This is a genomic window from Azoarcus sp. DD4 (genome assembly GCF_006496635.1).
Classification (GTDB): Bacteria; Pseudomonadota; Gammaproteobacteria; order Burkholderiales; family Rhodocyclaceae; genus Azoarcus.
On record NZ_CP022958.1, the window covers coordinates 3,559,306 to 3,581,972 of the forward strand.

The 22,667-nt window shown below is 70.7% G+C and carries 14 protein-coding genes; 12 read left to right on the plus strand and 2 right to left on the minus strand.

The window, feature by feature from the left end; all coding sequences use genetic code 11:
- Window positions 1-2 precede the first annotated feature (2 nt).
- Complete coding sequence (locus tag CJ010_RS16390; RefSeq protein ID WP_168224975.1) at window positions 3-3,080, minus strand: EAL domain-containing protein; 3,078 nt, start codon at window positions 3,078-3,080, stop codon at window positions 3-5.
- Between the two features lie 200 nt (window positions 3,081-3,280).
- Here CJ010_RS16390 and hutI point away from each other — a divergent pair, with 200 nt between their 5' ends.
- From hutI to hutC, 5 genes are read left to right on the plus strand one after another with little or no spacing between them, the layout of a single operon-like run.
- The gene (gene hutI, locus CJ010_RS16395) at window positions 3,281-4,489 is read left to right on the plus strand and encodes an imidazolonepropionase (RefSeq protein ID WP_141019034.1); all 1,209 of its coding nucleotides are present in this window, start codon (window positions 3,281-3,283) and stop codon (window positions 4,487-4,489) included.
- Complete coding sequence (gene hutG / locus CJ010_RS16400; RefSeq protein WP_141019035.1) at window positions 4,486-5,433, plus strand: formimidoylglutamase; 948 nt, start codon at window positions 4,486-4,488, stop codon at window positions 5,431-5,433. Before hutI ends, hutG begins: the two co-directional genes overlap by 4 nt.
- A 40-nt stretch (window positions 5,434-5,473) precedes the next feature.
- On the plus strand, window positions 5,474-7,150 hold the full coding sequence (gene hutU / locus CJ010_RS16405; protein WP_141019036.1) for a urocanate hydratase: 1,677 nt from the start codon (window positions 5,474-5,476) through the stop codon (window positions 7,148-7,150).
- Between the two features lies 1 nt (window position 7,151).
- Window positions 7,152-8,702: a histidine ammonia-lyase gene (gene hutH, locus CJ010_RS16410; protein WP_141019037.1), complete on the plus strand. Its 1,551-nt coding sequence runs from the start codon at window positions 7,152-7,154 to the stop codon at window positions 8,700-8,702.
- Window positions 8,703-8,729: 27 nt separating this feature from the next.
- Window positions 8,730-9,443 (plus strand): histidine utilization repressor, encoded by a 714-nt coding sequence (hutC, locus tag CJ010_RS16415; protein WP_141019038.1) that lies wholly within the window; start codon window positions 8,730-8,732, stop codon window positions 9,441-9,443.
- Here hutC and CJ010_RS16420 read toward each other — a convergent pair.
- Entirely contained in the window at window positions 9,440-10,657 is a 1,218-nt protein-coding gene (locus tag CJ010_RS16420; protein ID WP_240794386.1) for a polysaccharide pyruvyl transferase family protein, read from the minus strand. The two genes, hutC and CJ010_RS16420, sit on opposite strands and share 4 nt — an antisense overlap.
- Before the next feature lie 358 nt (window positions 10,658-11,015).
- On the opposite strand from CJ010_RS16420, the gene CJ010_RS16425 reads away from it, so the two are divergent.
- From CJ010_RS16425 to CJ010_RS16455, 7 genes are all read left to right on the plus strand, one after another.
- Window positions 11,016-13,607 carry a cytochrome c gene (locus CJ010_RS16425; RefSeq protein WP_141019040.1) on the plus strand — a complete coding sequence of 864 codons (2,592 nt, stop codon included), beginning with the start codon at window positions 11,016-11,018 and terminating at the stop codon, window positions 13,605-13,607.
- 161 nt (window positions 13,608-13,768) lie between these two features.
- The gene (locus tag CJ010_RS16430; RefSeq protein ID WP_141019041.1) at window positions 13,769-14,686 is read left to right on the plus strand and encodes a hypothetical protein; all 918 of its coding nucleotides are present in this window, start codon (window positions 13,769-13,771) and stop codon (window positions 14,684-14,686) included.
- Between the two features lie 306 nt (window positions 14,687-14,992).
- Entirely contained in the window at window positions 14,993-16,996 is a 2,004-nt protein-coding gene (locus CJ010_RS16435; RefSeq protein ID WP_141019042.1) for a hypothetical protein, read from the plus strand.
- 10 nt (window positions 16,997-17,006) lie between these two features.
- A complete protein-coding gene (locus CJ010_RS16440; RefSeq protein WP_141019043.1) occupies window positions 17,007-18,518 on the plus strand; it encodes a c-type cytochrome in 1,512 nt (503 codons plus the stop codon).
- Between the two features lie 18 nt (window positions 18,519-18,536).
- Window positions 18,537-20,003 carry a hypothetical protein gene (locus CJ010_RS16445; RefSeq protein ID WP_141019044.1) on the plus strand — a complete coding sequence of 489 codons (1,467 nt, stop codon included), beginning with the start codon at window positions 18,537-18,539 and terminating at the stop codon, window positions 20,001-20,003.
- A 49-nt stretch (window positions 20,004-20,052) separates the two neighbouring features.
- Window positions 20,053-21,069 (plus strand): hypothetical protein, encoded by a 1,017-nt coding sequence (locus CJ010_RS16450; protein ID WP_141019045.1) that lies wholly within the window; start codon window positions 20,053-20,055, stop codon window positions 21,067-21,069.
- Between the two features lie 16 nt (window positions 21,070-21,085).
- Window positions 21,086-22,651: a toll/interleukin-1 receptor domain-containing protein gene (locus tag CJ010_RS16455; protein WP_141019046.1), complete on the plus strand. Its 1,566-nt coding sequence runs from the start codon at window positions 21,086-21,088 to the stop codon at window positions 22,649-22,651.
- Window positions 22,652-22,667 lie beyond the last annotated feature (16 nt).

The window sequence follows — 22,667 nt, forward strand, 5'->3', positions numbered from 1 at the left end:
AGTCAGGCGATAGCGACCGCCTCACCGCCCTCGCCATCGGCTTCGCCGGCCGGTGCGAACAGGTGCTCGAAGGCGTCGGGGCTGAGCGGGTGATGGAAGAGGTAACCCTGCCCCATCTCGCAGTGGTGTTCCTTCAGGAAGACCAGCTGATCCTCGGTTTCTATCCCTTCGGCCAGCACGTGCATGCCCAGGGCGTGGGCCATATCGATGATGGCGGTGATGATGGAGCGCTTGCCGGCCTCGTCGGCGATACCGCGGACGAAGCTCTGGTCGACCTTGAGCTCCTGGATGGGCAAACGCCCGAGATAAGCCAGCGAGGAATAGCCGGTGCCGAAGTCGTCGATGCTGACGGCGATGCCGTGCTCGGTGAGTTGCAGCAGCATCTGGCGGGCACCGTCGAGGTCTTCCATCAGGGTTCCTTCGGTCAGTTCGAGGCAGATGGCTTCCGGCGGCACCCCGTGGCGTTCGAGCAAGCGCCACAGGTTCTCGACGAAATGCGGCTCACGCAGCTGCTGGGCTGCGATGTTGACCGAAATGCGCGGTGGAACGAGGCCGTGGCGGCGCCACAGGGCGATCTGGGCGAGCACGACGACGAGCACATGCTCGCTCAGCGTGACGATGAGCCCGGCTGCTTCCGCGGCGGGAATGAAGCGCCCTGCAGGCACATTGCCGAGAACGGGGTCCTTCCAGCGCAGCAGTGCTTCGGCACCGACCAGCGCCCCGTCGGCAAGCGCTGTCTGCGGTTGATAGACGACCTCGAAGCGGTCGTTGTCGAGCGCGGCACGCAGGCCGGTCTCCAGACTCATCCGCTGCTGCACCTGCGCCTGCATCTCGGCGGCAAAGAAGCGGACGTGGTTGCGCCCCTGCGCCTTGGCATCGTGGAGCGCGGTATCGGCGTCGCGCAGCAGGCCGGCGGCGGTATCGCTGTCGGCCGGGAACACGCTGATGCCGATGCTCGCGGTGGCGAACAGCTCCTGGCCGCGAACGCCGAAAGAGATGGACAGGTATTCCAGGGCGCGGGCGGCAATGGCGCTCAGCGTGTCGGCAGGACAGCCACGCAGGATCACCGCGAACTCGTCGCCGCCGACCCGTGCCACGGTATGGGCGTCGCACAGGCAGCGACGCAGGCGTTCGGCAACCTGTTGCAGCAGTGCGTCGCCGACATCGTGGCCGAGCGCGTCGTTGATGCCCTGGAAGTCGTCGAGGTCGACCAGCATCACGGCAAACGCCTCGCGGGCGCGCCGCGCCTCGGCGACGCAATCGGAAAGACGCTCCATCAACAGCGCGCGGTTGGGCAGCCCGGTGAGCTCATCGTGCTTGCTCATGAAGCGGATGCGCTGCTGCGAGTCCTTCTGCGCGCTGCTGTCGCCGAAGATCGCGATGTAGCCCTGCACTGCCCCCTCGCCGCCTCTCACCGCGTAAATGGTAAGCCACTCCGGATAGATCTCGCCGTTCTTGCGCCGGTTCTGGATCTCCCCCTGCCAGCGGCCCTGTTCGGCCAGCTTGCGCCACATGCCTTCGTAGAACGCCTTCGAATGCAGGCCGGACTGGAGGACGCTGGGGCGCTTGCCGGCGATGTCCTCCAGCGCGTACCCAGTGATGCGCGTGAAAGCGGGATTGACGGTGAGGATGACGCCGCGCGCATCGGTCACCATCACCCCTTCATCGCTACCGGCCAGCCCTTGGACGGCGTTCGCGGCGGCGCCCTGCGCCCCGTCCGGCCCCCGTTCGGTCGCCTGCGTGCAGATCGCCTGCACATGGCCGGCTTCGTCGAAAATCGGAAACCGCACCGTTACCAGGCGGACGAGCCGCCGCCCGAGCGGGATCTCGTCCACCGATTCGCTGCGCTGCGTGCGCTGCATCGCTTCCAGATCGCGCGCCCGCAACCGGCGCGCAGGCTCCGCCTCGAAAAGCTGGGCATCGGTCCGCCCGAGCACGTCGGCGGACTTCACCCCGAACACTTCCTCGAAGCGGCGGTTCACAAAGGCATAGTGACCGTCCAGATCCTTGAGCGAGACGACCGACTCGGACTGGTCGACCATCGTCGCCAGCAAGGTCTGCCGGCCATCCGGCGCCGCCGGCTCGCCACGGGCCATCGACGCGAACGGCGAAGCCGTCACCGGCAGCGGCACCGAGACGACAAAGCCGAGCAGCGCCCCGCCACGGAAGACGGGTTCGATACGATTCGCAAGCAACCAGTCCGGCAACTGCAGCGGCGGCGTCCCTGCCCTGGATGCCGCGCCTTCGCCCACCGGAATGACGGTTTCGGGGCCCAGCGCCACGCCCCATGCCGCGAGCGCTGCCGCAGCCCTGTCGTTCGCCTTGACCAGGCGCCCGCGGCTGTCGAACAGCATCACGCCGTCGGCGGCGGACAGGCGTTGCACGCCCGCTTCGAGCAGCTGAAAACGCCGCTCAAGCTCCATCTGCGCCAGCCGGTTCTCGATGCTGTTGGCGGTGGTGGCCACCAGCGGCAGACTGTGCGGGGTGTAGTCGCGACGCAGGCCGGAAACATCAAGCACGCCGACGATGCTTGCATCCACCGGGTCGCGGATGACCGCGGCGGAGCACGTCCACTTCTGGATGGGCTCACAGAAATGCTCGGCACCGTGGACCTGGATATGTTGCCCCAGCGCCAGCGCGGTGCCGATGGCATTGGTGCCGATGCTGGACTCCTGCCAGTTGTTGCCCGGCACCATGCCGGCCGCCGCCATGGCGTCGCGGATGCGCGGGTCGCCCTCGACGTCCAGCACCGTCCCTTCCGGATCGGTAAGGACCATCACCGTGCCGGTCTGGGCCAGCAGGCCGCGCGACTGGACCATGAAGGGCGCACTCGCGGAGATCAGGCGTTCATGCCGTTTGCGCAGCGCTTCGAGACCATCCCGGCCGACCCGCGGCAGCGCTTCGCCACGCACCGGATCGACCCGGCCGACCAGGCAGCGCCGCCATGAATCGTCAATGGCGCGCCGCAGGCCGACGCCTGCCGCATACGCTTCGCCACCAAGGAATCGCTCCCACGCGGTCTTGACCTGCGTATTGTTCCTTGGACGGGCCAGCCAGCTCGCCTGGACGATCTTTGTCACGGTACCCCCCGACCGACACGCGACCATCAATTGGAACGCTGCCGGCCACATAAGATTCCCGCAGCTCAGGGACGGGCATCACCATGTATAGACAAATCCGCGCTAACACTGCGCCGGCGCTGATGGCGGGGGCGGGATGGCTTGACGCGTACCGCCGCGCTTCATATTGTCTATACAAGAAATCAGGCAGAGGCCCATCCATGTCCGGCAAACCCACCCGCCTGCTGTGGCGGGACATCACCATCTTCGACGGCGAACGCGAACTGCCTGCACCGATGGCGGTGGTCGTGGCCAACGACCGCATCGCGCGGCTGTGCCCTTCGGCCGCGCTGACCGCGGCAGATGTCGCCGGCGCCACCGAAATGGCATGCGGCGGCGTGATGACGCCGGGCCTGGTCGATTGCCACACCCACCTGGTATTCGGCGGCAACCGGGCCGGCGAATTCGCCTTGCGGCTGGAGGGCGCGAGCTATGCCGACATCGCCCACGCCGGCGGCGGCATCCTTTCCACCGTGTATGCCACCCGCAACGCCAGCGAGGACGCGCTTTTCGCCGCCGCCCTCCCCCGCCTGTCGGCGCTGCTCGCCGACGGCGTCACCACGGTGGAGATCAAGTCCGGCTACGGACTCAGCGTGGCCGACGAGCTGAAGATGCTGCGCGTGGCCCGCCGCCTCGGTGAGACGCTGCCGCTGCGGGTGCGCACCACCCTGCTCGGCGCCCACGCGCTGCCGCCCGAATTCGACGGCGATGCCGACGGCTACATCCGCCTGGTGTGCGAGGAGATGATCCCCGCTGCCGCGGCCGAAGGCTTGGCCGACGCAGTGGACGTGTTCTGCGAGGACATCGCCTTCAGCCCGGAGCAGTGCGAACAGGTGTTCGAAGCGGCCGCCCGTCACGGCCTGGCGGTCAAGGCCCACGCCGAACAGCTCTCCCGGCTCGGCGGCGCCGCGCTTGCCGCCCGTCATCACGCGCTCTCAGCCGATCACCTGGAATACCTCGACGAAGCCGGCATCGCCGCGATGGCCGCGGCCGGCACCGTCGCCACCCTGCTGCCCGGCGCCTTCCTCACCCTGCGCGAAGCGCGCCTGCCGCCGGTCGAAGCGCTGCGCCGCCATGGCGTTCCGATGGCCGTCGCTACCGATGCCAATCCCGGCAGCTCGCCATTCTTCATGCCGACGCTGATGCTCAACCTCGCCTGCACGCTGTTCCGGCTCACGCCGCGCGAAGCGCTGGCCGGCATGACTGCGCACGGCGCGCGCGCGCTCGGCCTGCCGGACACCGGCCGCATCGCCGAAGGCTGGCGGGCCGACCTCTGCCTGTGGGACGTTGCCCGGCCGGTCGAGCTGGCCTACGCGGTGCAGGCCGGTCGCCTGCGCCAGCGCATCTTCAACGGCATCCCCCAGCCATGAACGACCCGCCCGACAGCGTCACCGCCTGGCGCGGACGCATCGACCCGGAGCCGGACAGCCTGCGCTGGCACCAGGTGGTCCGTCCACTGGCCGCGGCGGATGCCCCCGGCGTCGCGCTGCTCGGTTTCTGCTGCGACGAGGGCGTGCGCCGCAATCTCGGCCGCACGGGCGCAGCCGCCGGGCCGGCAGCAATCCGCCGGGCGCTGGCGGGGCTGGCCTGGCATCGCGACGGGCCGGCCTTCGACGCCGGCGACGTCGCCTGTGCCGACGGCGACCTCGACGCCGCCCAGCTGCGGCTCGCGGCCGGGGTCGCCGCGCTGCTCGACGCCGGTCACCTGCCGGTGGTGCTCGGTGGCGGCCACGAACTCGCCTTCGGCAGCTGGCAGGGCCTGGCGCGGCACCTCGCCGGCCGCGGGACGCAAGCGCCACGCATCGGCATCGTCAATCTCGACGCCCATTTCGACCTGCGCGATCCGGCCCACGCCCATTCCTCCGGCACACCCTTCGCGCAGATCGCCGAGGCCTGCGCCACACGCGGCTGGCCCTTCCGCTACGCCTGCCTGGGCGTGAGCCGCGCCGCCAACACCCGCGCGCTCTACCGTCGCGCCGCCGAACTCGACGTGCTGGTGCGCGAAGACCGCGACATCACGCCGTCCGGCATCGCCGCCATCGGTGCCGAACTCGATGCCTTCGTCACCGCCTGCGACCACGTCCACCTCAGCATCGATCTCGACGTGCTGCCCGCCTGCGAAGCGCCCGGCGTCAGCGCGCCGGCCGCCCGCGGCGTGCCGCTGGCCCTGCTCGAACCGCTCGTCGAGCGTGTGCGCGACAGCGGCAGGCTGCGGCTCGCCGAACTCGCCGAACTCAACCCCGAGTTCGACATCGACAACCGCAGCGCCCGCGTTGCGGCGCGGCTGATCCACCTGCTCACCCTGGACGGCTGACGCCAGGGCGCCCCCGCCGGAACCGACCAGGAGCATCGCCATGAGCACGTTCCGCGACACCGAAATCCGCGCCCCGCGCGGCACCACCCTCAGCGCCCGGAGCTGGCTGACAGAAGCGCCGCTACGCATGCTGATGAACAACCTCGACCCCGAGGTGGCCGAGAATCCGAAGGCGCTGGTGGTCTATGGCGGCATCGGCCGCGCCGCGCGCGACTGGGAGTGCTACGACCGCATCGTCGAGGTGCTGCGCCGGCTCGGTGACACCGAAACCCTGCTGATCCAGTCGGGCAAGCCGGTCGGCGTGTTCGAGACCCACCGCGATGCACCGCGCGTGCTGCTGGCCAATTCCAACCTGGTGCCGCACTGGGCCACCTGGGAACATTTCAACGAGCTCGACCGCAAGGGCCTGATGATGTACGGCCAGATGACGGCCGGCTCGTGGATCTACATCGGCTCGCAGGGCATCGTGCAGGGCACCTTTGAAACCTTCGCCGAGGCCGGCCGTCAGCACTACCGCGGCAACCTTGCCGGGCGCTGGGTGCTCAGCGCCGGCCTCGGCGGCATGGGCGGCGCCCAGCCGCTGGCCGCGACGATGGCCGGCGCCTGCGCGCTGGTCGTCGAATGCCGGCAGTCGCGCATCGACTTCCGGCTGCGCACCCGCTACCTCGACGAACAGGCCACCGACCTCGACGACGCACTCGCCCGCATCCAGCGCTACGTCGAGCGCGGCGCGGCGGTCTCGATCGGGCTGTGCGGCAACGCCGCCGAAATACTGCCCGAACTGGCGCGCCGCGGCGTGCGTCCGGACATGGTGACCGACCAGACCAGCGCCCACGACCCGCTGCACGGCTACCTGCCGATCGGCTGGAGTTGGGACGAATACGTCGCCCGCGCGCAGACCGAACCCGACGTGGTGGTCGCCGCCGCCCGGCGCTCGATGGCGGTACATGTGCGCGCGATGCTGGACTTCCAGCAGATGGGCGTGCCCACCTTCGACTACGGCAACAACATCCGCCAGATGGCCCTGGAAGAAGGCGTCGCCAACGCCTTCGACTTCCCCGGCTTCGTGCCCGCCTACATCCGCCCGCTGTTCTGCCAGGGCGTCGGCCCCTTCCGCTGGGTGGCGCTGTCCGGCGACCCGGAAGACATCCACCGGACCGACGCCAAGGTCAAGGAACTGATCCCGGACGCCCCGCAGCTGCACCGCTGGCTGGACATGGCGGGCGAGCGCATCGCCTTCCAGGGCCTGCCGGCGCGGATCTGCTGGGTCGGCCTGGCCGACCGTGCCCGCCTCGGCCAGGCCTTCAACGCCATGGTCGCCAGCGGCGAGCTGAAGGCGCCCATCGTCATCGGCCGCGACCACCTCGATTCCGGCTCGGTCGCCAGCCCCAACCGCGAGACCGAGCGCATGCTGGACGGCTCGGACGCGGTGTCCGACTGGCCGCTGCTGAACGCGCTGCTCAACACCGCCAGCGGCGCCACCTGGGTATCGCTGCACCACGGCGGCGGCGTCGGCATGGGCTACTCGCAGCATGCCGGCGTGGTGATCGTGGCCGACGGCACGCCGGAAGCGCACGTGCGCCTCGGCCGTGTGTTGCGCAACGACCCGGGCAGCGGGGTGATGCGCCACGCCGATGCCGGCTACGAAGCAGCCCGCCGCTGCGCCCGCGACAACGGTCTCGACCTGCCGATGCTGGACGCCGGCCGGGAGGCATGAAATGGGCGGAAGCGAGATCGAGCTGGTACCGGGCAGCCTCACGCTGGCCCAGCTGCGGCAGGCCTACCACGGCCCGCTGCAGCTGCGACTCGCCGCCGGTGCCGACGACGCCATCGCGCGTAGCCTCGCCTGCGTACGCCGCGTGGTCGACGAGGACCGCGTCGCCTACGGCATCAACACCGGCTTCGGCCAGCTCGCCCAGACCCACATCGCCCGCGACGAACTCGAACAGCTGCAGCGCGCGCTGGTGCTGTCGCACGCCTGCGGCGTCGGCGAGGCGCTGGACGACGACACCGTGCGGCTGATCCTGCTGCTCAAGGTGAACAGCCTTGCGCGCGGCTGCTCGGGCGTGCGCCGCGACGTAATCGACGCGCTGGTCGCATTGGTGAATGCCGGGGTCTATCCGGAGATCCCGGCCAAGGGTTCGGTCGGCGCCTCCGGCGACCTCGCGCCGCTCGCCCACATGGCGCTGGTGCTGCTCGGCGAAGGCCGCGCCCGCCACCGCGGCTGCTGGCTGCCGGCGCGCGAGGCGCTCGCGGCGGCAGGGCTGGCACCGCTCACGCTCGCCGCCAAGGAAGGCCTGGCGCTGGTGAACGGCACCCAGGTGTCCGCCGCCTACGCGCTGCGCGGCCTCTTCGATGCGGAAGACCTGTTCGCCGCAGCGCTGGTGTGCGGCAGCCTGACGGTGGAAGCGGCGCTCGCCTCGCGCGTGCCCTTCGATGCGCGCATCCACGCCGCGCGCGGCCAGCGCGGCCAGATCGACGCGGCCGCCGCCTACCGCCACCTGCTCGAAGCGAGCAGTGAAATCGCGCAGTCCCACGTCGCCTGCGGCAAGGTGCAGGACCCGTACTCGCTGCGCTGCCAGCCGCAGGTGATGGGCGCCTGTCTCACCCAGATCCGCCAGGCGGCGGAGGTGCTCGCCGCCGAGGCGGACGCCGTTTCCGACAACCCGCTGGTGTTCGCCGATGCCGACGGGGGCGGCGACATTCTCTCCGGCGGCAACTTCCACGCCGAGCCGGTGGCGATGGCGGCCGACAACCTCGCGCTTGCCTTCGCCGAGATCGGCGCACTTTCCGAGCGCCGCATCGCACTGCTGATCGACGCCGGCCTGTCGCGCCTGCCGCCCTTCCTCGTCGCCCACAGCGGGCTCAACTCCGGCTTCATGATCGCCCAGGTCACCGCCGCTGCGCTCGCCAGCGACAACAAGGCGCTCGCCCATCCCGCCAGCGTGGACAGCCTGCCGACCTCGGCCAACCAGGAAGACCACGTGTCGATGGCGCCCAACGCCGGCCGCCGGCTGTGGGCGATGGCCGACAACCTGCGCGGCATCCTCGCCATCGAATGGCTGGCCGCCTGCCAGGGGCTGGACTTTCGCGCCGGACTGAAGAGCTCGCCGCCGCTGGAGGCCGCCCGCGCCCTGCTGCGCGAACGCGTGCCCTTCTACCGCGAAGACCGCTACTTCGCCCCCGACATCGCCGCCGCCACCGCGCTGCTGCACAGCCGCTGCCTGTCGGCACTGATGCCGCCCGGCCTGCTGCCCTCGCAGGGCTGAACGCGCCGCACCCGCGACAGACCGCCCATGGCCAGCCCCGCGCCCCGCTACCGCCAGATCGAGACCTTCCTGCTCGACAGGATCCACCGCGGCGCCTACCCGCTGCACCACCGGATTCCACCCGAGGAACAGCTCGCGCGCGACTTCGGCGTCAGCCGCATGACCGCCAACAAGGCCATCCAGAACCTGGTGCGGCAGGGCTACCTCGTCCGCCAGCCCGGGCTGGGCACCTTCGTCACCGAGCGCAAGGCCGAATCCGTGCTGGACGAGGTGCTCAACATCGCTGCCGAGGTACGCGGCCGCGGCAATGCCTACCGCAACGAGGTGCTCTGCCGCGAGGAAATCGAGGCCGACGACGAGGTCGCGCTGCGCCTCGGCGTGCGCCTGGGCAGCCGGGTGTTCCACACCCTCATCGTCCATCGCGAGAACGAGGTGCCCATCCAGCTGGAGGAACGCTACGTCAATCCGAAATGGGCGCCGGACTACCTCGATACCGATTTTTCGCGCCACACCCCCAACGAGGTGCTGGTGGCCGCCTGCCCCATCTCCGACGTCGAGCACGTGGTCGAGGCAGTGCCGCTCGATCCGCAGACCGCCACCTGGCTGGAGACGACACCCGGCGCGCCCTGCCTGCGGATGACCCGCCGCACCTGGTCGAACGAGCACCTCGTCAGCTACGCCCGGCTGATCCACCCCGGCGAGCGCTACAAGCTGCGCTCGTCGATGCGCAACCTGCGCTAGCGGGGGGCCACCGGGCAGCGGTCGAGCAACGCGGCAAAGCGCTGCCGGCCGGTGAGGACCAAGCCCTCGGCCGTCTCTGCCAGAAGCTGCCGATCGACCGCCAGCGCCGCCGCCACGCCGCCGGCGATTCCATCCACGCCGACCGCCGCCGGCACGCTGGCCGGCTCCCAGGTTTCGACATAGGCCATCTGCTTGCCGCTGCGCGCCGCCGCCGACGGATGCAGCAGGTTAATGCGCGGCCGGGCGCAGGCCATCGCCACGATGCGGCCGTGCAGGCTGCTGCCGCAGTAGCCGCGGCTGGCGGCGATCAGCGCGCAGATATCGAGAACGTGGAGAGAATTGAACACGTGCACCGGCGCGTGCATCCGCGCCGCCAGCCGCTGCAGGCAGCCGAGCTCGTCATGCCAGGGCGCCGCCCCGGCGCGGAACAGCACCACGGCGCACGCGGCATCGGCCGCGGCGCGATCCAGTCCGGCGGCGATGGCCGCAAGCGTGTCGTCGTCGCCGAAATCGGCGCTGAACTGCACCGCCAGATAGCCTTGCGGAAACGCCGCGCCCAGCGCCGCCACCTCGCCCGTCCGGCCGCGACGCCGGATGCGCGCACCGAGCAGCGCCGCCGTCATCGCCGCCGGATCGGGCATCAGCTGCGCGGCGATGCCCGCCGCGGCGACATAGGCCAGCGTCTGCCGGTCGCGCACGCCCACCGCGTCGGCTTCGGCAAGCCGGGCGAGCACCTCGGCACGCAGCGCCGGCGGGCTGTCCACCAGCCCGACGCCGCCGACCGCGTTGTAGAGCACGCATACCGCACCGGGGAACAGCGTCCGCGGCACCACATAGGGCGCCTGCGACGACAGCCCCAGTTCGTGCGCCGCCCACACCTGCCGTTCGGCCGGCCGGCGGTCGAGACGGGCGATCACCGCGCGTGCCGCAGCCGGCGTCTGCAGCATCACCGCCGCCTGCCAAGCATCGCAGGTCAGCAGTTCACCGCCGACGTGGATCAGCCGCAGCGGCCGCCCGCCCCACTCGCATGCCAGCCTCGCCAGCGCATGGACCCTGTGGCCGCCATGGCGGCGCAGGTCGCGCTCGGCCAGGCCGGCATGGATCAGGCGCGCGCCCGGCGGCAGCAAAGCAGCCAGCAGATGCGGGAACAGCAGATCGCCGAGGTTGTGGCGGTCGAAAGCACCGAACAGGATGGTCGGCATCGCCTCGGGCATTTCGTCCCCTCCTCGCATCGTCGGCCTGCTGCGGCCGGCCTCGCTGCCAGTCTGGCAAGCACGCCCCCCGGACCGCAAGGCCCGGCCGGCGGTCACCGCGGCTTTGCAACGCTTCTTGCAAACAGGGTATTTCCTGCTACCAATTAACTAACCTGTAGCCGGTCATCGAGAAGGCTTGCCGCACTGCGGCAGCACCGCGCAACCCCAAGCCGGCAGAGAGATTCGTCGCACCGATGCATATCGCGGGCATTCGTGGCGCATGGCCGGACGTGCCTGCGTCATGCAACGCCTCGCCCGGCGTGCGTCCGGTACGACCACCCCCGGTTGTGTGCATCCGCAGCCCGCAGGAGGACGCATCATGACGACGCGCAAGCTGCTCGCAGTCCTTTCGATCGCCTTCGCCGCCCTCGCCTACTTCGCCGCACGCCCCCTGATCGCCCAGTCGCCCCCGGCCGCCCCGGCAAGCGGAACGCCAGCCGCGGTGGCGCCCCCGCCCGGCGGCACCCGCGTGGTCCACGAACAGGACGCGCCCTATTACGAGGCCTGTGCGCGCGAAGGGCTCGACGCCTCGCAGTGCGCCGGGCGGCTGATCTGGTTCAAGGCCACGGCCGGCAACGACCGCTTCCACACCTACGTCTTCCAGCAGCGCGTCGGCGTGCTGATCGACTGGTTCCGCGTGCTGCGCGCCGACCAGCGCGACGACCGTTTCCGCGCCTGGGGCATCATCAACGACCCCGCCTGTTGCGTGCCGGGCAGCGACAACTGCCCGGCCAAGAGCCTGGACGAAACCTATGGCATGGACTGGTGCCCGGGCGACGAGGAACTGCTGCGCCATGTCGGCCGCGACGGCTACCGCGACCCCGCCTGCGACTTCGCCGATGCGCCGCTGGCCGAAGGCGAGGTCCACGGCCCGGCCGACCAGCGCCAGTCGGCCTGCGACCTCAAGTTCGGCACCTCCACCGGCGCGCTCGGCATCCGCAAGTTCCCCAATCCGCGCTTCGACAAGGCCGCCTGGCAGAAGCTGAACGGCGGCCTCGGCAGCTGGGAAGGCTACAACCGGCCGATCGCCGCCGCCGGCGGACGCGGCGAAGCGGCGCGCTCCCACCTGCAGGACGGCGCCATCGAGCCGCCCTTCCTGATCGGCACCTCCTGCGGCTCCTGCCACATCGCCTTCGATCCGCTCAATCCGCCGGCCGACCCCGCCAATCCGAAGTGGGAGAACATCAAGGGCCTGATCGGCAACCAGTACACCCGCATCTCCGAGATCATGGTCTCGGGCATGGCCTCCAACACCCTGGAATGGCAGATGTTCGCCCACGCCCGGCCGGGCACCAGCGACACCTCGGCCATCCCCACCGACCAGGTGAACAACCCCGGCACCATCAACGCGCTCATCAACATCCCGCAGCGGCCGGTGTTCGCCAACGAGTCGGTGCTGAAATGGCGCAAGGTCGCCAGTTGCGAAGCCGAAAAGGACGAAACCCGCTGCTGGTGCGAACCCGGCCGCAACGGCAAGTGCTGGAAGAAGTCGCTGCAGCAGGACACCGTGCATCACATCCTCAAGGGCGGCGAGGACTCCATCGGCGCACTCGAGGCCATCCAGCGGGTGTATTTCAACATCGGCTCCTGTTCCGAGCAGTGCTGGGTGAATCACCTGTCCGATCTGCGCCAGGTCGATCCGCAGCAGCGCGGCTTCGGCCAGACGCCGTTCGACATCGGCCAGTGCCGGCGCGACTGCCCCAACTTCCGCGCCATCGAGGACCGTCTCGGCAACATCCTCGACTTCTTCATGTCGGCCGAAGCCGCCGCCACCGACCTGCGCGCCGCGCGCGAGAACGTCTTGCGGGTCGCGTCGCCCGCCGCCCGCTACACCGATCAGGACCTGATCGCCGACCTCGAACGCGAATTCGGCAAAGGCGCGGTGGCGCGCGGCCGGGAGGTCTTTGCCAACAGTTGCGCGCGCTGCCACTCCAGCCAGCCGGAAGCCGCCGCCGGCCAGTTCGCCGCGCTCGATTTCCACAAACTCGACCTGAAGAGCGGCCTGCGCCAGGACTGGCTGGGCAACGACAAGCCGACGCCGGCATCGGAAGTCGGCACCTTCCGCTGCCGTGCGCTGCACTCCAACCACATGGCCGGCCATGTGTGGCAGGAATACGGCTCCGAGACCCTGCGTGCCCAGCCGCCCGACCCCAACGTCAAGGAGCCGGGCGACGGCGGCCGCGGCCACTACCGCAACATCTCGCTGCTCAACCTGTGGGCGCACGCCCCCTTCCTGCACAACAACGCCCTCGGTCCGGAGCTGTGCGGCAAGCCCGCCGTCGCCGCCAACGACTTCTACGCCCAGCGCCCGCGCTACGTGGACGGCAGCCTCATCAAGCTGCTGCCGCCGGCGCAGCAGCCGGCCTGCCTCGCCTACGACCCGAGCGTGGAAGGCCGCTACCAGCTCTTCAAGCTGTCGATGGCCGACCTGCTCAACCCGGCCCAACGCATTCCCAAGGTCACGCTGCTCAACGAGGACGTGACCCTGCGCATCGGCCCGCGGCTGTGGGACGGCACCGACAAGGAGACCCTGCTCGGCTTCGCGCTGACCATCCCGAGCGAGATCGACGGCCGCGGCGTCACCGCCGGCACGCTGGGCAACTTCCAGCACAAGGCCTTCATCGCCGACCTGGTGCGCAGCAAGACCGCACCCAAGGAACTGGAGGCCGCGCTCATGCAGCGCCTGGGCCAGGAAACCGGCGCCAAGGTGCTCGGCGACCTCAAGGCCATCACCGAGGAACTGGTCGGCAAGCCCAACGCCCTGGTCGAGGCGCTCAGGACCCGGCCCTACCTGGTGAAGCAGGTGTACAGCAGCTGCACCGCCGAGATCGAGAACGAAGGCCACCGCTTCGGCGAGGACCTGCCCGACAGCGACAAGAACGCGCTGACCGCCTTCCTCGCCACGCTCTGAGAACGTGTGAAGAAATCGTAGCGAGCAGGGTCGAGTGCAAGGCGCGAATTCGCGAACGACAAGACATATCAGATGGATAGGCGAGGAGTGAGCGAGTGAGCAACGCAGCAATCGACCCGCGCAGTAGATTTATTCACACGTTCTAAGCACAGGGGGACGCAATGAGGACCCACCGTTCGCCCCGCCGCGTCGCGGCCACCGCTGCCGCCCTGCTGGTCCTGGGACTGGCGGGCTGCGACTTCTTCGACAGCAAGGACAAGGCTGCGCCAGAGATCGCCTTCATGCCCTACACCGAAGGCTACGCCGGCAAGCCCGACTTCGCCCGGCTCGAATACCAGCATCCGCTGTCGCCCGACGATCTCTACAAGATCACGCCCAAGAACCTCAGCTTCCTCGACCAGGAGCAGGTCGACCAGATCTATGCCCGGCTGTCGGCCGGCCCCATCCCGGACGGGCCGTTCGAGGGCGACCTGTTCTTCCCGCGCGGCGGCAGCGGCAAGCTGCGGCTGTCGGAAATCGCCGGCGGCGGGCTCAAAGGCCTGGTGGTGAACGTGGCCGGCGCCAAGCTCGACCTGGTCGGCGAAACGCTGTGGAAGGGCAAGGTCTTCTACCGCGGCGAGCGCCTGCTGCGCAATCGCATCGAGGATCTGTCGGCGCTGAAGAAGCTCGGTCTGGTCGAGGAAAACGACGCCAACCCGCTCGCCACCGAGAAGATCGCCGGCAAGGACCAGTGGCTGCTGTTCCCCGCCAAGCTCTACTGCGGCCAGAGCCTGCTCGACGGCCGGCGCGAATCCATCATCATCGACTACGCCTTCACCGACGAACTGCCCGGCTACCGCCGCATGCCCGACCTGCTGGCCGGCCGCGACGGCTTCGCCATCCGCGACGAGATCCGCATGGTCTATCCCGGCTTCTACCTTGGCCGCGCCTACATGGACCGCAGCTTCGTGGTGAATTTCGTGCTCTACAACAAGGACATCGCCGAGCGCGCCAAAGAGGAATTCATGAAGACCGGCAAGGTGCAGGAAGACTGCTGGCCGGGCACGCAACAGCGGGTTGCGGCGATTCGCAGCAATTGAGGACCGCCCATGCGCGGGATTACTCCACTCCCTCCCCTTCAAGGGGGTGAGGCAGGGGTTTCGGCGAGCACTGCTCGCCGCCTGCTGAACGACGGAGCAAGGCGGAGGCTCCCGGGCTGGGGTGGGGATGGGGTTAAACCGGCGCCCAACAACCCCATCCCCCTCCTAACCAGTAGTCTCGGCTTCGCCTCGCCGCTACGCAGGCGGCGAGCAGTGCTCGCCGAAACCCCTGCTACGCCCCCCTTGAAGGGGGAGGAACAAACCTGCTCCAGACGAACCGCCACCCATTCAATCGCAAGCTTAATCATGGTCTGCGCCACCACCCTGGCGGCAGCACCACCCACCACCGTCATCGAGCCCCCCGGCGACAACCTCCCCCCCGCCGGCGCCTCGCTCTTCGACCATGTGCTCGCCGGCGAGCCCACCGTGCCCTTCCCCATCACCGCGCTGCTGCAACACATCGCCCGCCAGCTCGACGCCCGCCAGGCCAACGGAGGATTGTCCATCGTGCTGATCCCGCTCGGCCGTTCGCTGCAGCGCCACGCCGCCGGCGACGTCGAGGCCTTCCGCTACCCGCGGGTGGTCGCCGCCGTCACCGGCGAGCCGCCCGCGCAGGCCGGCGCCGGCCACCTCTACCTGAAGGACCGCCTCTACATCGCCTACCACGAGAAGAGCACCGCGCTGGAGGTCATCAGCTACAACGAACGCGCCGGCCGCTTCGAATTCCAGCTGGTGCGCGACTACCGTGCCGGCGGACGGCCACAGGTGGGCTACGCCGACCGCGCACTCTGCCTCGCCTGCCACCACAACGCCGCCCCCATCTTCTCGCGCCAGTCGTGGGACGAAACCAGCGCCAGCCCGCCGGTGGCCGCACGCCTGGCCGCGGCCGGACAGGATTTCTACGGCCTGCCCTGGCGCCACGGCGTCGATGTGCCGGACGCCATCGACAACGCCACCGCGCGCGCCAACCTCTTCCTGGTCGCGCAACGGCTGTGGCAGCAAGCTTGCGGCGAGGGCGAAGCCGGCATCGCCTGCCGCGCCGCCAGCCTGCGCCTGGCGCTGCGCTACCGGCTGGCGGGCGAGCGGCCGATCATGCTCGACGGCGAACGCGGCTTCATCGATCACCTGCTGGCCAACTGGCGGCAACGCTGGCCGGCGGGCATCGCCATCGCCGACCCGACGCTGCCCAACCGCCAGCCCTTTGCCGACGTAACCCACGCCGGCGACGATCCGCACCGGCTCGCCGACGTGCCTGCCGCCTTCGATCCGCTCGCGCTGCGCGCACCGCTCGAACACTGGCGCGGGCGCGACCACGCCGACGCAAGGCGCTACCTGCACCTGCTGTCGCAGTTCTTCTCGCAAGCCGACATCCGCCTGCTCGACCACCAGCTCGCCGGCCGCGCCGTCGCCGGCCGGACGCTGGATCTCACCTGCACCACCCGCCCCAGCGCCGACGGCAGCCGGCTCGACCTCGACTGCGCCGCGACCGACGGCAGCCGCCTGCTCGCCCGCCTCGACAGAGCGGGTGCGCGCTACCGCGGTGGCAGCATCGATCGCCTCGTGCTCGCCGGCCAGGATGTCGGCGCGGTGGCGCTCGCGCCGCCCGGCACGGACGGCAAGACGCAGCACTTCCACCTGCAGCGCGGCACGCTCGCCCTGCGCAGCGCCAGCGGCGAGGCGATCCGCAAGCTCGTGCTCGTCCCGCCCGATGCTGCCGCCACCACCGCGACCGCCCGGCTGGAACTCGCCGCCGACCTTGCGCCGCTCGATGCCGCGGTGGACGAACTCGCCCGCGCCACCCTCGCCGGCCGCAGCGACGCGCTCGACGCGCTGCCGCTGCGCCGCGACGCCGTGCTGCCGCCGCTGCTCGCCGGACTCGGCATCAAGCCGCCGCACCGACCCGCGCCGCCAGCGATGCCGGTGCTTGCCGTCCCGCCCGCGGCCCGCAGCACCCCCTGGCCGGCCGAGCTGCAGGCCTTCGTCCGCCAGTGCGGCCAGTGCCACGCCGCCGATACCGCCTTCCCGCCCGCCTTCCTGCGCGGCGGCGATGCCACCGTGCGCGCCAGCCTCGCCGCCTGCGCACCGCGCATCGCCTACCGGCTGGCGATGAACGCGCTGCCGCCGGCGGCGCGCCCCAAAGTGCCAATGCCGCCGCCGGCCGCAGCCCACGCCGCCGGCTTCGCCGAATCCGCCGACCTGCGCGCGATGCAGGCCACGCTGGCGGCGCTGTCCGGCCATCCGCTGCCCGCCACCCTGCCCGACCGTCCCTACGCCAGCCTGGCACCCTGCGCCCCGGCCCGGCCGCATTGAGGAGACCGCCGTGACCGCCAGCCCCACCCCGCACAAACCCCGGCTGCGCTGGCTGTGGCGCCTGCTCGCGCTGCTGCCCTGGCTCGCCATCGTGTTCGGCGGCATCTACGCCGCCGCCCGCTTCCTGCCCGACCGGCCGGTGACCTACACCGACCCGCTGCAGCACTTCAAGTACGGCTCCACCGGCGGCGAGCGCGAATCCGGCTTTCCCTACTGGATCTGGCAGGCGCTGCCGCAGGTCTGCGCCGAACACCTGCCCGGCCCCGGCTACGCCTCGCTCGGCATGCTGTTCGAGCCCGGCCGCGACCTGCCGGTAGGCGTTTCCAAGCGGCGCAACCTCGGCCTGGACCGCGTCTTCCTCAACTGCGCCGTGTGCCACACCAGCACCGTGCGCGATGCGGCCGACGCGCCGCCGCGCATCGTCGTCGGCATGCCGGCGCACCGTTTCGACATCCGCGCCTTCGAGACCTTCTTCTTCAACTGCGCCGCCGGGCCGAAGTTCTCGCGCGAGTTCATCGTGCCGGAGATCGACCGCCTCGCCGGCAAGCTCAGCCCGATCGACCGCTACCTGGTGTATCCGGTCGCCATCGCGCTGATGCGCGAGCGCCTGCTGATGCTGCGCGGCCGCTTCGACTTCGTTTTCGAGCAGCCGGCATGGGGCCCGGGCCGGGTCGACACCTTCAATTCCGCCAAGGTGCTGTTCAACTTCCCGATGAGGCAGCTGCCGCCGCAGGAACTGCTCGGCGCGTCCGACTTCCCATCGATCTGGCACCAGAGGAAGCGCATGACGCGCGACGACGGCGAGCGCATGGAACTGCACTGGGACGGCAACAACACCCATACCGAGGAACGCAACAAGAGCGCCGCCTTCGGCACCGGCACCACGCCGCCCACCATAGACCTTGCCGCCATCGGCCGGGTGGAGGACTGGCTGCTCGACCTCGCGCCGCCCGCCTGGCCCTACCCCATCGACCAGGCGCTGGCCGCCCGCGGCGCGCCGCTCTATGCGCAGTACTGCGCCGCCTGCCACGGCGCCAGCGGGCAGGACTTCAAGGGGGCGAAGGTCGGCCATGTGACGCCGATCGCCGAAATCGCCACCGACCGCGCCCGGCTCGATTCCTACACCCGCGAGCTGGCGGTGAACCAGGCCACGCTCTACGCCGGCTATCCGCACCGCTTCCAGCATTTCCGCAAGACCTGGGGCTACGCCAACATGCCGCTGGACGGCGTCTGGCTGCGTGCGCCCTACCTGCACAACGGCTCGGTCCCGACCCTGCGCGACCTGCTGGAACCCGCCAGCGCGCGGCCGGCCACCTTCATGCGCGGCAGCGACATCTACGACCCGGTGCGGGTCGGCTTCGTCGCCGAACCGCCGCCCGCCGCGCCCGGCAGCCCACCGCTCTTCCGCTACGACACCCGCGTGCCCGGCAACGGCAACCAGGGCCATGAGGGCCCCGCCTACGGCACCGAACTGCCGGCCGCCGACAAGGACGCGCTGGTCGAGTACCTGAAAACCTTCTGACGCCGCGAGGAGAGCACCATGTCCATCCACCGCCGCAAGCACGGCCGCAGCCTGGTGCTCGTGCTCGTCATCCTGCTGGTGCTGGGCGCGGCCGGCGCCGCCTTCGGCTGGTACAAGTTCTTCCGCGAGGAGCCCCAGCCGGAGTGGATCACCGCAGATCCCGACATGCGCTTCAAGTATGGCTCGATCGGCGGCGAGCGCAGCGCCGGCATCCCCTACTGGATCTTCTACGTGCTGCCGCGCATCTTCCCCGACAAGCTGCCCGGCCCCGGCGGCTACGCCTCGCTCGGCGTGGTGTGGGAGGAAGGCCAGGAACTGCCGGTGGGCTTCTCGAAGAAGGTGGTCGGCTTTCCGCGCGTGGCCAACACCTGCGCCGCCTGCCATACCGGCAGCTACCGGACCCGAGCCGATTCCGCCCCGGTGATCGTGCCGACCGCGCCCAACCACACCCTCAACCTGTGGGCCTTCTTCCGCTTCCTGGTCGATTGCGCCAAGGACCCGCGCTTCAACGCCGACAACCTGATGGCCGAGATCCGGCTGGTCACCGACATGCCGCTGATCGACCGGCTGATCTACCGCTACCTCGTCATCCCGATCACGAAGAAGACGCTGATGGAGCGCGAGGCGCAGTTCGCCTGGCTTTACCGGCCGGACTTCCCGCCCTGGGGGCGCGGCCGCGACGACTCGATGAACCTCACCAAGTACTTCCTGATCCGCTGGCCGATGGACGACAGCCTGGGGCCCACCGACATGCCCTCGCTGTGGAACATCAACAAGTACAAGCCGGAACAGGGCATGCGGCTCAACTTCGCCGGCGACAGCCACGACCCCTACTCGGTCATCATCGACTCGGCGCTCGGCGTGCTCGGTGCCGCGCCCAAGAGCAACGAGGAATTCCTCGGCCACGTGCGCTGGCTGCAGGACTACCTCGGCGCCAAGCGCGCGCCGGCCTGGCCCTTCCCCATCGACGCGGCGCTCGCCGCGCAGGGCAAGGCGGTATTCGACGCCACCTGCGCCGCCTGCCACGCCTCGCCGCGCACCGGCACGGTGGTGCCGCTGGCCGAGATCGGCACCAGCCGCGACCGCATCGACAGCTGGAGCGAGAAGGCGGCGGTCGAATCCAACAAGGTGGTGCGCGACATGGGCATCGAACGCCCCGGCCTGGTCGAAGCGCCACTCACCGGCTACATCGCCGCCTTCCTCGACGGCATCTGGCTGCGCGCGCCCTACCTGCACAACGGCTCGGTGCCGACGCTCGCCGACCTGCTCACGCCGCCGGCGCAGCGGCCGACGGTGTTCTGGCGCGGTTACGACGTCTACGATCCGATCAGGGTGGGCTTCGTCACCGCCGGGCCGGAGGCCGAGCGCATCGGCACCCGCCACGACACCACGCTCAAGGGCGGCGGCAACCAGGGCCACGATTTCGGCACCGGCCTGCCGGACGCCGACAAGGCGGCGCTGCTGGAGTACCTGAAGACGCTCTGAGCGGCGCTCGCTCGCACAAGGCGGCCGGACAGCGACACGGGGAGGCGCCATGAACACAGGTCTGCGTACCGGGCTCGCCGCCCTGCTGCTGGCGGCGGCCCCGCTGTGCGCCGCGCAGAGCCGCATGCCGGACAGCGCGGTGATCGCACCGCCGTCCGACACCCAGATCGCGCCGCGCGAAGGTGCCCGCATCCTCAGCCCCGGCACCCGCGACGGCCCGCCGCAGCCGGACGGCCAGTCGCCCACGCGGCCCGACACCGGCGGTGGCGGGGGCGGTGGCGGCGGTGTCGGCATCCAGCTCGACCTCGGCCAGATCTTCCGTGCGCTCACCCAGCGCACGCCGCCCGACGTCGCCGAACTCGCGCGCGGCGGCCCGCGCCTGCCCGAGGCCTACAGCTTCGCCACCCTCAGCTTCCCGGCGGTGCTGCGCGGCAAGTGGCCGGCGGTGATGGCCTACGACATTGCGCCGGATGCGGTGGTGGAGCTCGAATTCGCCGTGCCCGACGCCCCGCCGCAGCGTTACCGCCTGCCGGCGCCGCCCGCCTTCGGCCCCTTCCGCGGCCGCGTGCTCGTCACCATGACCCTGCCGGAAAGCCTGGGCGACAGCCTCAAGCTCGGCCACGTCAGCGTGCATGTAAGCAGCCTGGGCGACGGCAGCGCGCCGGTGCTGCGCATCTACGGCCTGGGCGCCGGCCCGCTGGCGATAGGCTCGGTGGCCATCGACGAGGTGGTGTTCGAACCGCCCACCCTGCGGCTGACCGGCGGCGAGCGCGCCTACTACGGCTTTCACTCCAAGTCGGATTTCAACCGCGCCGGCGTCGACATCGCCCGCATCGAAGGCAAGGCCGGCAACGCCCGACTGCAGCGTGTGCGCAGCGAAACCGTGCAGCAGTCGGTGGCGCGCGACAGCTGGGTGGGCCGCGAACCGCCGCTCTACTGGAACGGCCAGGACGAGCGCGGCGCTGGCTCGCGCGGCAGCCACCTGCTCTACGTGCGCGCCTGGGCGCCCGAACCCGGCGACTGGGTGATCGCCTGGTCGCCGCGCGCGGTCGAGGTGCGGCCCTGAAGCGGGGCCGCGGACCATGGCGCAGGACGCCGCCGCTCCCTCGCCCTGGGCCGGGCGCTACCTTGTGCGGGCGGTGTGGGGCGTGCTCGTCGTCGGCGCACTGATCGGGCATGTGTGGCTGGCGCGGTTGCCCTTTCCGCTCGATGCGACCACTGCGCCGCCACTGCAGGCCGCCCCCGGCGAACGCCTGCTGCTGCTCCTGCCCGGCCCCGCCGAGCCGCTGATCCGCTACCGCGGCGAAGCCGGCGCCACCGTGAACGTGCGCTTCGAACGCGCCCGCCTGTCGCTCGCCACGCTCGCCCTGCTGCGCAGCGCCGGGCTGGACCCGCCAAGCGAGGACACACCGCTGGAATGGCTGGGCGATGCCGGCGACGGCGCCCGTACCTTTCTGTCGGTCAGCACCCTGGCGCCGGGCGCCGGCCTTGCCCGTATCGAACTCTTCCAGCTACCCGAGGCGGATCGCCGCCTGCCCTATTTCGAACTGCGTGCCCGCGGCACCGCACTGCAGCTCGCCATGGCTGCCGCCGACGCCGATCCGTTCGCGGCGCAAGCCAGCACCCGCCGGCTGACTGCCGCCGGCCAGAGCTGGACGCTGCCGGCGGCCTTGCCGCTCGACATCCAGGTGGCCGACGGCCACAGCCTGCGCATGCAGGTGGCGATCGCCGCCGCCAGCGGCGAGGACGAGCCGGCGGGCCGCTTCGGCTTCGGCTTCGGCGCCGGCGAAGGCCGCGAGGCGCTGATGGTGCGCGGCGCCGGCGTGATCGCCGCCGACGGCAGCCTGCGCCTGCTCGCCTGTTCGGCCCCGCCGCGCGGCCCCTACTGGCGTGGTGCCGCAACCATGACCGCCGGCGACTGCGACCGCGGCCCGGCCACGCCGGCACTCTCGCTCACCCGGCTGGCGGTCACGCCGGACGGTCTGGCCACCGCGCTGGCCGGCCGCGCCTGGGTGGTGCGCGACCAGACTGCGATCAACCCGCCGCTGGGCACACGCCTGCGCAACGAGGCCCCGCTGGTGGCCGCGGTGGCGGGCGCCGACCTAGTGCTGGCGCTCGGCGCCGGCCTGCCGCTCTACCGCGCGCTGCGCCGCCGCCAGGCTGCGCGCAAGGCCGAAATCTTCATCAGCTACCGGCGCGACGACAGCATTGCCGACGCCACCCTCATCGCCAAAGGCCTGGCCGAACAGCTCGGCCGCGACCGCGTCTTCATCGACCTGGAGGACATCCGCCCCGGCGACCGCTTCCTGCAGCGCATCACCGACATCATCGCCGGCTGCCGTGCGATGGTGGTCGTGATCGGCCCAGGCTGGCTCGATGCCCGCCGCGACAACCAGCGCCGCCTTGACGACCCCAAGGACGTGGTACGCCACGAGATCGTGCAGGCCATCACCCATCGGCTGGAGATCGTGCCGGTGCTGGTGCGCGACGCGCCGCTGCCGCGCGCCGACGCGCTGCCGGCGGACATCGCCGGACTGCTGGAACACAGCGCGCTGCAGATTTCGATGACGCGGCTGCAGGAAGACGTCGCCCGGCTGGCGGCCGCGCTGCGGCCGACGGTGGACGGCGCAGAAGGCGACGAGGTCTGACGATCAGCGCCGTCCC